At 46.1% G+C, this 12,199-nt stretch carries 8 protein-coding genes; 5 read left to right on the top strand and 3 right to left on the bottom strand.

Annotated features, from left to right (window positions below):
- Window positions 1-99 precede the first annotated feature (99 nt).
- Complete coding sequence (gene pdxH / locus L3V35_RS04760) at window positions 100-735, top strand: pyridoxamine 5'-phosphate oxidase (RefSeq protein WP_004732548.1); 636 nt, start codon at window positions 100-102, stop codon at window positions 733-735.
- 133 nt (window positions 736-868) lie between these two features.
- On the opposite strand, the gene L3V35_RS04755 is transcribed toward pdxH, so the two are convergent.
- The 3 genes from L3V35_RS04755 to L3V35_RS04745 all read right to left on the bottom strand — a co-directional run bounded on the left by L3V35_RS04755 (window position 869) and on the right by L3V35_RS04745 (window position 5,131).
- Window positions 869-1,654, bottom strand: a complete 786-nt coding sequence (locus tag L3V35_RS04755) for a helix-turn-helix transcriptional regulator (RefSeq protein WP_065206539.1) — start codon at window positions 1,652-1,654, stop codon at window positions 869-871.
- A 376-nt stretch (window positions 1,655-2,030) separates the two neighbouring features.
- Window positions 2,031-3,860: a formylglycine-generating enzyme family protein gene (locus tag L3V35_RS04750; protein WP_171311138.1), complete on the bottom strand. Its 1,830-nt coding sequence runs from the start codon at window positions 3,858-3,860 to the stop codon at window positions 2,031-2,033.
- Window positions 3,861-4,027: 167 nt separating this feature from the next.
- Window positions 4,028-5,131 (bottom strand): PEGA domain-containing protein, encoded by a 1,104-nt coding sequence (locus L3V35_RS04745; RefSeq protein WP_065206541.1) that lies wholly within the window; start codon window positions 5,129-5,131, stop codon window positions 4,028-4,030.
- 482 nt (window positions 5,132-5,613) lie between these two features.
- Here L3V35_RS04745 and L3V35_RS04740 point away from each other — a divergent pair, with 482 nt between their 5' ends.
- The 4 genes from L3V35_RS04740 (at window position 5,614) to putP (ending at window position 12,133) form a co-directional block, all read left to right on the top strand.
- A complete protein-coding gene (locus L3V35_RS04740; protein ID WP_017075637.1) occupies window positions 5,614-6,438 on the top strand; it encodes an AraC family transcriptional regulator in 825 nt (274 codons plus the stop codon).
- 181 nt (window positions 6,439-6,619) lie between these two features.
- Window positions 6,620-9,757: a bifunctional proline dehydrogenase/L-glutamate gamma-semialdehyde dehydrogenase PutA gene (putA, locus tag L3V35_RS04735; protein WP_237298645.1), complete on the top strand. Its 3,138-nt coding sequence runs from the start codon at window positions 6,620-6,622 to the stop codon at window positions 9,755-9,757.
- Between the two features lie 11 nt (window positions 9,758-9,768).
- The gene (locus L3V35_RS04730; RefSeq protein ID WP_102569572.1) at window positions 9,769-10,473 is read left to right on the top strand and encodes a 1-pyrroline-5-carboxylate dehydrogenase; all 705 of its coding nucleotides are present in this window, start codon (window positions 9,769-9,771) and stop codon (window positions 10,471-10,473) included.
- Between the two features lie 169 nt (window positions 10,474-10,642).
- Complete coding sequence (gene putP / locus L3V35_RS04725; protein WP_029203037.1) at window positions 10,643-12,133, top strand: sodium/proline symporter PutP; 1,491 nt, start codon at window positions 10,643-10,645, stop codon at window positions 12,131-12,133.
- Window positions 12,134-12,199 lie beyond the last annotated feature (66 nt).

Below are 12,199 nucleotides of genomic sequence, written 5' to 3'. Positions count from 1 at the left end.
GTTAACACCGAACACCTTCTGTGAGACAAAACCATGGCTTAGACTTGTGTTTCAAAGGATTACAGCGCAAAATCACAAAAAATTGAAAGGAGCAACGAAATGGAACTGACAGATATTCGTCGTGAATACGCTAAGGGTGGATTGAGACGTAAAGACTTAGCCGCAGACCCTATTGAGCAATTCAATCTATGGTTAGAGCAAGCCATCGAAGCTAAGATGACTGACCCTACTGCCATGACAGTTGCCACGGTTGATGAAAATGGTCAGCCATTCCAACGAATTGTTTTGCTAAAGAATGTTGATAAAGACGGTTTCGTTTTTTATACCAACTTAGGTAGCCGTAAAGCGCATCAGCTTGAGCACAACAGCAAAATCAGTTTGCACTTCCCTTGGCATCCACTTGAACGACAAGTTCACATTACTGGCACCGCTGAAAAGTTGACAGCAATGGAAAACATGAAGTACTTCTCGTCACGCCCAAAAGAGAGCCAATTGGCCGCGATTGCAAGTAAGCAGAGTAGCCGTATCTCAGCTCGTGGCATTTTAGAAGGTAAGTATCTAGAGCTTAAACAGAAGTTTGCTAAAGGAGAGATTCCGGTGCCTTCTTTCTGGGGTGGCTTCCGAGTTCGCGTGGATAGTATTGAGTTTTGGCAGGGGGGTGAACACCGCTTGCATGACCGTTTCTTGTTCTCACGCCAAGACAACAGCTGGGATATTGATCGCCTAGCGCCTTAGGCTTATGGATCTTAAGTGGTCTACACCGAATAGAACATACAAAAATACCGCTAACTTGGTGATTAGAAACATCAAGCAGCGGTATTTTTTTATCTGTACATTCCCAGATTCATCGACGAGTTGGTCATTCAACTCATTTATCACTGTGCAGCACAACGGAGATCTGTTTATTGAGCAGAGTTTCTGGGATCACGGACCCTAAGCCCGAGTCCAGTGCATACTCAATTAATTGGCTTTTGCTGCGCGCATCGAACTTCTGTTTCAATCTCGCGACATGACCTTCGACCGTTTTGATTGAAATGTCTAACGTAGACGCAATGTATTGAGGCTTCTTGCCGAAAAGCAGTAAGAACAACACCTCTGATTCTCGCGAAGTCAGCCGCTTTTGCAGCTTAGACACACGCGGCTCTGATCCCGCAAGTGATGCTTGATTACCTTTCGCTCCTGTTGCCTGACAAACCCAATGACCGACCTCTAAGATTGCAGTATCAGTGAGCTCTTGCCCATAGAAGATAGTGCCTTGGACATTGTCATTATCATCAAGCCAAGGGGTTTTGGTAAAGATATGGGCGTGCCAGCGTCCGTCTGGATAAGGGTGAATATCGAGGATTTTAAGGGTACTGCGTGTATCCATCACATGTTTGTCTTGAGCTCTGAAATCTTGCGCGCACTCAATGGTTTGACTGGGCATGTCGAAGTCGGTCAAACCAGTACAAGTCTCATCGGGTTTTAAGCCAATCAGTTTGTTGTAGGCAAGGTTTGCGTACACGAAGACCGAATCAGTATCTTTGCAGCCCCAGCAACCTGGTAGTTGTTCAAATAAAGAACGATGTATGGCGTTGAATGGATCTGGCAAGGTTTTATCTCGTAAGCAGAGGTATAGCAATAATATCAGTTTCTTATAGCGCTGCAATGGCAATTAGAGTTTGTACTCTGTTCGAAAAATAGGGTGGTGAATGACAGTTAAACAGATTGCTGACTAACTGCTTCAATCACGGGGAATAGGTGGTCAGAAAGAATGATAAACAGGCAAAAAAAAGCCAGCCTGAAGAGGGGCTGGCTAAAGACAAGATATGCCTTGTCGACATGTAGAAGATTTTCAGCTTAATTTACGAGGGTCAGGTAAATTAAACTGAGGCATCAATTTGATACCCAGAGTGACTTACTACTCTATCGACGAATCTACTCCTAGGAATGCTTATGCATAAGGGGGGAATTCCCCTATAAATGCTGCTCAATGTGATAATTGAGAACTTAGAGTAAATATTTGAGATTCTGAGCCTGTGATTGGGAGCCTACAGCTCTCGCACGACTCGGAATCCTAGATAGTTCGCTGCCGTTGAAGGCGGTACATACAGTTCGTTAAACACTTTTGCTTCTTCTGGAGAGAAGCTCCACGCGCCACCTTTCGCTAAACCTTTCTGAATGGTTGTCCATTCCCATACGTTACCCACCATGTCGTAGAAGCCTGTTGGTGTTGGCAGGAATGATTTAACTGGAGATGTGCTAACGTTTGACCAAGGCGTACCCGCCCAGCCAGTGTTGGCCTTACCTGAGCGGAACTCGTTACCCCACCAGAAGTTGGTGTCTTGGCCTGCTCTTGCTGCAGCTTCCCACTCTTGTGGTGTAGGTAAACGGTAAGTGAAGCCGGTGTTTTGAGATAACCAACGAGTATACGCTTTTGCATCATTTTGGCTGACACATACAACGGGTGAGTTATCTGCTTGTTTAAAGCCAGGGCTTAGCCAGTCATTGTCTGAAACGGTTGTGATCTCTGCATTCACGAACGTATCGCAGGTGTTCATCAGTTCTGCGTCTGTTTGGTAGCCAGTGCTGTCAACAAATGTTCTAAAGTCTTGAACACGGGTTGGTGTTGCGGCTAATGCGAACGGCTGTTTGATCGTCACTTGCTGTGCGTTGTTTTCACCGAGTAGGTAGCGACCCGAGCCGACAACAATCATTTCAGGGCTCTGAATGTTGTTTCCCATCGGGTCTGCAAACTTGGTACCGACATTCAATGAGTTCTGCTTGGCCTGTAATACGGCTCGTAGGTTGTGATCGCGGGCTATCTTCAGCTCTTGGTGGAAAGAAAGGTAACCCTCTTTCTCAATCGTGACCATGTGCTGGCCTGTTGGTAACATCACTTCAACGGGTGTGCTGCCATAGTTCACGCCGTTGATAGAAACCTTGTCGTTGTATTGATTTGAACGAACCACCAAGTTAACCCAAGCGACTTCTTTTTGCTGGTCGTTGGCTTGTTGTTCGCTTTGAGTGAAACAGTTTGATGACTGAATACCAAGCAGACGACAAGGTGTGTTCTTATCTGGACGAGTTTCTAGGTTCGCCGCAATCACCGCTCGGTAACGGTTATCTTCAGAGAAGCCCGAGGATTTCACTTTGTGTTGCAGAACGTGAATATTCAATGAAGCAGACGCAAGGTGCTCTTTCACTGTTTTCGATTCGGTCGCGTTGTCTACAAGGCTGTGCTGGAATTGTTTTACCGCTTTTTGAAGTGCTAAGGTCACCGTTTGGTCTGAACATTGCGCCAGTGTCATATCGCTGCTGCAACGGTTCGTAAAGCTAACGGTTTGCTCTTCCGTCTGAGTGATCTCGTTTCTGAGTCGCTCAGCTCTTGCTCTTAGCTTATTTTGGTTCAGATTAGCGATTGAAGCTTCTGCTGCTGCTTTCTCGGCTTGGATAGCCTCAAGCTCCATCATCAAGCCTTGCTGCTTCTGCTCTGAATCTGAAATCGCAAGCTTGCCTTCTTTTACTGTTTTCCAAGCGTCTTGGAAGCGGTTTTGAGCCGGTGAGATATCGAAATCGGGCTCATCAATCATGCGCGTGTAATCTTGCTCTAGGCTGGCTTTCGCCTTTGCGAGTGTTAGCTCTGCTTGAGACGATAACTTGGCTAGACGTGCCGTTTGCTGCGCTTGATTGTCGACTTCATTTTGTTTGTCAGCTAGTTTCTTCTCAACTGCCGTTAACTCGGCATGCTTTTCGAAAAGTGAGCTTTCAATGTCGCTGACAGAAGACGCGATTGCTGGTGGTGTCGCCTCAGCGAAAACAGCAGGAGTCATTAGGCAGGGAGCAAGTGCAAATAGTAGAGTAGGAAGACCTTGGCGCATGATGGGCTACTTCAATCGTAATTTAGGTTAATCGAATATTCTAAACGAAAACGCCATTTCGTCTGCAGCTACTGTTTATAACTACCAACAAAATGGCGAGTATTCATTCAGCTTTGTGAAATAGGCACGGCTATCTTAATTAGAGCGCTGAGCTATTCATACTGGACTTAGCTTTCCTTGCTAGGAAGAAGCTTAACCCAAATAGTGTCGCTACCGTTGATGGTCACTGTGCGGTTGTAAGACTCGTAACCTTGTTTTGAAATGGTTACTTGGTGACGACCACTTGGTAGCGCAACCTCAAGAGGGGTGCTGCCATACTTAATGCCGTTGATGGTCACTGAGTCATTGTACTGATCAGAACGTACCGTCACGTTAGCCCATTGTTTGTCACTCTTCTTAACGACTGCTGCGTCACTGCCCGTTAAACAGTAGCGCGTTGACACGTTCAATAAGTTACATGCTGCAACCGCTTCAGGTTTTGCTTGAAGCTGAGCCTGCATCTGCATGAAGTAAGAGTTGTTACCAGAAAAGCCACTCTTGAGCGCTTGGCTGTCTTGAACATGGATGTTCAGTTGAACACCTTGCAAGTTCTGTTTTGCTAATGAACTTTCCGTGAGCTGCTCAAGTAATTGGCTCTTGAACGTTTTCACCGCTTTTTGATTGGTCAGGTGTTTACCTTGAGCAGTACATTCACCCAATGTCATCGTTGATGAACATGTGGTGGTGTAGCTGGTTTCAAGAACGGCACTTTCGCGAAGTTCTGATGCAATACGTTTAACGCGAGCTTCAACTTTCGATTCTCTCAAGTTTGCCAGCTCATTATTCAGGCGAGCTTGCTTTTGCTTGATTTGAGAAAGGTGAATTTCGCTCTCGTTCATCGCTTGTTCGTTATCTAGTTGAGACGATTGATTCTCTTTAACCGCAGCCCAAGCGTCTTGGTAACTTTTCTGGAAAGAGACCAAATCCGTTTCTGGATCTTCAAGCAAGCGACTGTACTGTTTGTCGAGTACAGACTTGGCTCTGTTACGTTTTGCCTTAAGTTCTTCACCTTCGCGCAACAACTTGCTGTTCTTATTTTGAAGTTGTTTTAGGTTTTCAGTCGCCGATACTTTGGTTGCTGAAATACGCTCAATATCTGAGTTTTTCTCTGTTAGCTTTGCATCGATAGCTGAAACGGGATCGACTTGATTCAGTTCTTCAGCGGATACCGATGCAGATACCCAAAGTGGGGATAGCGCGAGTAAAAGCGCTGAAATTCGAAAGTTAGTCATAGGTCCCTGCAACTTGTAGATTGAAAATTGGCTCGTTAATAAAGTGTCTACTTCCTAGTTGTGAGTCACTAGTTATTAGCAATTAACACAGTACCCGTCTTTATACCGTTTTATTGCTATCCAATCTACTCAAAAGCCAAGTTTCGGTACTTCGGATACACTTTTTGCAGGTTTATCGCCAATTATTTGAGCTATATAAGAAAATTTATTCATTATGCTGGGGCGACAAAGTATTTATTGGTGGCATGGTTTGCTTGTCGGTGCGATTGCTTGTGAAGCCCCTAAACTCACCGGAACGATTGGTTTTACAATGCCCGTAGTTTGTGCACTCTTGATCATCTTTCCGGAGGCATGATCAAGAGGATCTCGATAATGATCTTTTGTTTAAGGCGAGGAAATGACTCTCATGATCATTTACAAATTCATCTTATGCAGATTTCAGAGTATTATTCTTACTATGTCGACCTGAGTATTTTGATGTTATGCCTAAACCGTTACCCTTTCCAAACTTTGACTTGTCCCCGCTAAGCCTTACTGGCCCTCGCCCTGCGGAGATTATTACTTTGCCTTCGCATATGGATTGTCACGATCACCATTATTCGCAGGTAGTCATTGGTTTAAAAGGTCAGGCGGAATTTGAAGTGAGCGGTAAAGGTAATCTTGTCGGTCCAGGGCAAGGCTGTGTAGTCACGGCTCGCTCTGATCATGCTTTCGGTGGAGTGGTTGGTCAGTCGGATATTCTCGTACTCAATATGCCTATGCCAACCGATGATGACCCTCTGATGCTAGAGAAGATTAACCAGTTAGAATCCTCGAACGTCTACTTCCAATTAGATGCGCAAATTCAAAAGCTTATCCATATGTTGGTGCAAGAGATGCAGGCCAGTCCTGATGATCTGTTGTTGAGTCGAGCTTGTAATGACACGGTGATTGCGTTGATGCAAAGACACATCTCGGCATTTGAAACCTCGATTAAAGATTCGCGTTTCGATCTTGAGTCGTTGGATCGCTACATCGAACAACACTTGGCTAATAAGATCTCAGTCGCGCAGCTTGCAGGCAGTGTGTTCTTGGGCGAAAGCCAATTCCACATGCTATTTAAAGATCAAATGGGCATTACCCCTCACCAATATGTTTTAGGAAAGCGTATCGACCGCTCTCGACGCCTTATCGAACAAGGTAATTTAAGCCTTGGACAGGTTGCAGAACTTGCTGGTTTTTCCGGTCAATCTTCCTTTACTCACACCTTTTCTCGCCTTCAAGGCATGTCACCATCTCAATACAAAAAGCAAATTTCTGTTAAATAAAAAAACAAAACGGCATATTATATTAAAGTTTCATATGTGACCTTGTGTTTGTTTTGTTAATAAAGCGAGTTTTTAGCAAAAAACTCGGAGTTTTTGACAAGTAATCCTTATATACTCTAAATACACTGCAGCCATTGTAGAGATCCCGAACTCTTTTCGGGTGTGAGATTAAGGAAAACGCATGTTTACAGCTACTGATGTGTTAAAGCCAGAATTCAACGAGCAGTCGCTTGCTGATCTTTGGACGCTTATCTCACCATTATATATGGTGGATGAAACCCAATGGCTAGAGCAACTTCTGCCGCTAGCTACCCCTTCTGAGTCTGAAAAGCAGCAAATCGCAGACAAAACGACATCATTGATCGAAGCTATCCGCGCGGATAAGACTTCTATCCAGATGATCGATGCACTGTTGCTTGAATACAGTCTAGATACTCAAGAGGGCATCTTGCTGATGTGTCTGGCGGAAGCCTTGATGCGTATTCCTGATTCAGCAACCGCTGATGCACTGATTCGCGACAAACTCAGCGTTGCGGATTGGAAATCTCATCTAAAGAATTCTGACTCAGTGTTTGTTAACGCATCCACTTGGGGCCTAATGCTAACAGGCAAGGTGGTTGGACTTTCATCTAACGAGCAGAGTGCGGGTCAAGCCGTTAATCGCTTAGTGAACAAGCTTTCTGAGCCGGTGATTCGTAAAGCGATGCACCAAGCAATGAAGGTGATGGGTCACCAATTCGTTCTTGGCCGCAGCATTGCTGAAGCGCAAAAGAACGGTAAGTCTATGCGTGACAAAGGTTTTACCTACTCATACGACATGCTAGGTGAAGCGGCACTGACTACTGCAGACGCAAACAAATACTTCAAAGATTACCTAATGGCGATTGAAGCCGTAGGTCGAGACACATACGTCTCTTCAAAATCTAGCCCAGCACCGTCTGTTTCTATCAAGCTTTCTGCGCTTCACCCACGTTATGAAGTGGCGAACGAAGACCGCGTATTGACGGAACTTTGCGACACGCTAGAGCAGCTATTGCGCCGCGCAGTAGAGCTAGACGTTGCGATTACGATTGATGCGGAAGAAGCGGATCGCCTAGAGCTTTCTCTTAAATTATTCGAAAAACTGTACCGCACTGACCTTGTAAAAGGTTGGGGTAAATTTGGTCTGGTTATTCAAGCTTACTCAAAGCGTGCACTACCGGTTCTAGTATGGCTAAACCGCCTAGCGAAAGAGCAGGGTGATTTAATCCCGCTTCGCCTAGTGAAGGGCGCGTACTGGGACAGCGAAATCAAATGGTCACAGCAGGCTGGTTTCACTGATTACCCAGTTTACACTCGTAAAGAAGCGACTGACGTAGCTTACCTTGCTTGTGCGCGTTACCTATTGAGCCCAAGTGTTCGCGGCAATATCTTCCCGCAGTTTGCGAGCCACAATGCCCATACAGTTTCTGCTATCGCTGTAATGACCGAGCATAAAGACTTTGAATTCCAACGCTTACACGGCATGGGTGATTCTCTTTACAACCACGCGATGGAAGCTTACCAACAGTCGGTACGTATTTACGCACCGGTTGGTAGCCATAAAGACTTACTGCCATACCTAGTACGTCGCTTGCTAGAGAACGGCGCAAACAGCTCGTTTGTCCACCGTTTAGTTGATGCACGTTGCCCTGTAGCAGAGCTGACTCAACACCCTGTCGATATGCTTCTGGCGTTCGATACGCTGCACAACACTAAGATTCCTCTGCCTCCAGCGGTATTCCCTGAGCGCAAAAACTCTTACGGTGTGAACATCGATATTGAAAGTGAAGCGCATCAGTTTGAAGAGCAGGTTAAAGCTTTCCTTAATAATCAATGGACTGCTGGCCCTGTGATCAACGGTGAATCTCTTGCCGAAAGCATGATCAAGGCTGATCAGAATGTTGAGCAAGTGACCGCACCTTACGATCGTCGTATTAATGTGGGTCAGGTGGCTTTCGCTAACCTTGATCATGTTTCCGCAGCGATCACTGGCGCAGATGCAGCATTTGCTGATTGGAACGCAAGTTCAGTTGAAACCAAAGCGGCAGCACTTGATAAGCTGGCTGACCTGATGGAAGACAACCTTGCTGAGCTGGTGGCAATTTGTCATCAAGAAGCAGGTAAGACGATTCACGACAGCGTTGATGAAGTGCGTGAAGCGGTCGACTTCTGTCGTTACTACGCAAAACAAGCGGATAACCTACAAGGTTTCGAACTAAAAGGTTTTGATGGCCAAACACGAATCGCTTCACGACAAGGTCGTGGTGTGTTCGTTTGTATTAGCCCTTGGAACTTCCCTCTGGCCATCTTCCTTGGCCAAATTACAGCAGCTTTGGTTGCGGGTAACACGGTTGTGGCTAAGCCTGCCGAGCAAACAAGCTTGATTGCAGCTCGCGCGGTTGAATTGATGAATGAAGCGGGTTTCCCTGCTGGCACCATTCAGTTACTACCGGGTCGCGGTGCTGAGATCGGCAGTGCACTAACCAGCCATGATGCAATTGCTGGCGTTGCTTTTACGGGTTCAACACCAACAGCACAACGCATCAACGTTTCATTGGCAAGTCGTAACGCTAAGCCTGTTCCGTTTATTGCGGAAACCGGTGGTCAGAACGCGATGATCGTCGACAGTACCGCACTGCCTGAACAGGTAGTTCGTGATGTTATTCGTTCTGCATTCGCTTCAGCAGGTCAACGTTGTTCTGCGCTGCGTGTGCTTTACATTCAAGAAGACATCGCAGACCGCGTGGTTGCATTGATTCACGGTGCAATGGACGAATTGAGTGTGGGTATTCCACATCTTCATAAAACGGATGTTGGCCCTGTTATCGACCAAAATGCGAAACAGAAGTTGTTGGCGCACTTAGAAAACATGACCAATACCCAGAAGAAGGTGGCTCAACTTTCTCTAGGTAGTGATTGTGAACATGGTGACTTTGTTCCACCAAGTGCGTTTGAAATCGATGACATCAGCTGCTTGAAAGAAGAACAGTTTGGCCCTGTGCTACACATCGTTCGCTTCAAAGCGAGTGAGTTGACGCAAGTGGTAGACCAAATTAACCAAACGGGCTTTGGCCTAACCATGGGTATCCACAGTCGTAACGAGACAACTTATCGTTGGATCGAAAAACACGTTCGCGTGGGTAACTGCTACATCAACCGTGACCAAGTGGGCGCCGTTGTTGGGGTTCAGCCATTCGGCGGCCAAGGTTTGTCAGGTACTGGCCCTAAAGCGGGTGGTCCTCACTACCTATACCGTTTTACAGATGTTCATTTCTCTCAATCACAAGACAAGGCATAAGGAGCAGTATCATGGTTCATCAAGTGACAGGTTTTTCTGATGCTTTGCTAGCGTGGGAACAATGGAATCTTACCGACTTTGATTACAAGAGTGCTCAGGTACTTGCGCTGAAATCAGAGATCGAAAGTCAATCTGTGCCTTTGGCTGCAGTGGCAACTTATCATCTAGAGCAAGCGTCTGCGCTGCTTTCTGAACATCACCTAATGGCAGGTCCTACGGGCGAAACCAATGAGTTGTATGCCGCAGGCCGCGGTGTGGCTTTGGTGATTGTTGGTGATTGTGAAGAGAAAGTGCCCGCACTGCAAACTGCAACAGCGATGATTACTGCAGCACTATTGGCAGGTAACAGCGTTCAATTGTGCAGTGATGACGTGCAGTTCAATACCTTAATTGCAGATGCCGCGAAACAAGCGAATCTACCAACCAACTTGGTGCAGGTTGCCTCGTACGACGCTGCTCAACAGTTGTTGTCTTGCGATGTGCGAAGCGCGGGTTACGTAGGTAATTCACAAACGGCACAAGCTATCAATTTACAGCTTGCTAAGCGTGACGGTGCAATCGTCGGTTTAGTGGCTGAAACGGATCTGGCGACAATGAATGTTGCCAATGATCCACACCTATCGCTGCGCTTCATTACCGAGCGTACGCGAACTATAAATATAACAGCCGTGGGCGGTAACGCGACCTTGCTCGAACTTGGAAGCGAAGCTCACTAACCTTCAGTAAAATTGGCTCTAAAGACTTTTGGTTTTCCCATTTTTGGATTTAACCCTGAGTGCTTTGGAGCCTCAATACCTAACTCAATGCACTTGCTTGCCTTTACGGTGAGTACCTTGCATTGAATTAGGCATGGAAGGCTTTCTACAAAATGAGGACTATCAAATGATAGAAAACAGTTTTGCAATAACGACGACGTTCATTGCGTATCTAATTATGATGCTAGCGATCGGTGTTATTGCTTACAAACGTACATCTAACTCAACTGACTACTTCCTAGGTGGTCGTTCGTTAGGCCCATGGCCTGCTGCACTTTCTGCTGGTGCATCAGACATGAGTGGTTGGTTGCTACTTGGCCTGCCTGGTTACGCTTACGCTGCTGGCTTTGAAGCATTTTGGCTTGCTGGTGGCCTACTTGTAGGTACTTGGGCAAACTGGTTAATCAGTGCAAAACGTCTACGTACTTACAGCATTACGACTGAATCACTGACGCTGCCTGAGTTCCTATCTCGTCGTTTCAATGATAATTCTAAGCTGATCCAAACAATTTCTGCTTTCTTTATCCTTTTATTCTTCCTTTTCTACACAAGTTCAGGCTTGGTAGCAGGTGGTAAATTGTTTGAAACGGTATTCGGCCTAGATTACACAACAGCGGTAATCATCGGCACGGTATGTGTGGTTTCGTACACCCTGTTTGGTGGCTTCCTAGCGGTATCTTGGACTGACTTAGTTCAAGGCCTGCTAATGTCTGCTGCGCTATTGATTGTACCAATCGCGGCAATGAACGGTGGCCTTGGTCAGCTATCTAGCGACCTGCACAACATCAACCCAGAGCTTCTAACGCTATGGAATGATGCGAAAGGTGAGCCACTGTCTGCTATTGCGATCATCTCGCTAGCGGCATGGGGCTTGGGTTACTTCGGTCAACCACACATCTTGGCTCGTTTTAAAGCAACTCGTTCAAACAAAGATCTTGTGACAGCACGCCGCATTGCGGTTATCTGGACTGCATTGTCTATGGTTGGTGCAATGCTAGTCGGTCTTGTTGGTCTAATCTACGTGACTAACTCTGGCGCACCTAAACTAGACGATGGCGAGAAGATCTTCATGCTTCTTGTTAACGCGATGTTCCACCCAGTAATCGCAGGTATCCTACTTGCTGCAATCCTAGCGGCAATCATGAGTACTGCAGATTCACAACTTCTTGTTTCTTCATCTGCAATGGCAGAAGATCTGTACAAGCAAATTCTGAAGAAAGACGCAACGTCGGAAGAGATTGTTCGTGTAGGACGTTTCGCGGTTATCCTAATCTCTCTGATTGCACTTGTTCTAGCGATGACACCAGACAGTTCAGTTCTTGGCCTTGTATCTTACGCATGGGCAGGTTTTGGTGCTGCGTTTGGTCCAGCTATCGTGTTGAGCCTTTACTGGTCTCGTATGAACCGTAACGGCGCTCTAGCGGGTATCGTGGTTGGTGGTGTTACGATTGTTCTTTGGAAACAGTTCACGGGCGGTTGGTTCGATGTTTACGAAATCGTACCGGGAATCATCCTATCGACTCTTTCTATCGTTATTGTGAGCCTAATTACGGGCGAACCAGAAGACGAAGTTAAGAAGCAACACGCTGAATTTAAGAAGAACCTAGTTGAGCTAGACTAATTTACATTGTAAAACAGATGTGAATTAGCAACGGACATTAGCTAAAAATAATAGAGTCACTTCGGT

The organism is Vibrio sp. L5-1 (assembly GCF_021728315.1).
Lineage (GTDB): Bacteria > Pseudomonadota > Gammaproteobacteria > Enterobacterales > Vibrionaceae > Vibrio > Vibrio splendidus_K.
This window is presented reverse-complemented; position numbering and strand designations above follow the sequence as displayed.

Excerpts from the sequence above, each read along its gene's own strand:
- L3V35_RS04745 (WP_065206541.1), bottom strand. The coding sequence starts at position 5,131 with ATGACTAACTTTCGAATTTCAGCGCTTTTACTCGCGCTATCCCCACTT.
- putA (WP_237298645.1), top strand. The coding sequence starts at position 6,620 with ATGTTTACAGCTACTGATGTGTTAAAGCCAGAATTCAACGAGCAGTCG.
- pdxH (WP_004732548.1), top strand. The coding sequence starts at position 100 with ATGGAACTGACAGATATTCGTCGTGAATACGCTAAGGGTGGATTGAGA.
- L3V35_RS04730 (WP_102569572.1), top strand. The coding sequence starts at position 9,769 with ATGGTTCATCAAGTGACAGGTTTTTCTGATGCTTTGCTAGCGTGGGAA.
- L3V35_RS04750 (WP_171311138.1), bottom strand. The coding sequence starts at position 3,860 with ATGCGCCAAGGTCTTCCTACTCTACTATTTGCACTTGCTCCCTGCCTA.
- L3V35_RS04740 (WP_017075637.1), top strand. The coding sequence starts at position 5,614 with ATGCCTAAACCGTTACCCTTTCCAAACTTTGACTTGTCCCCGCTAAGC.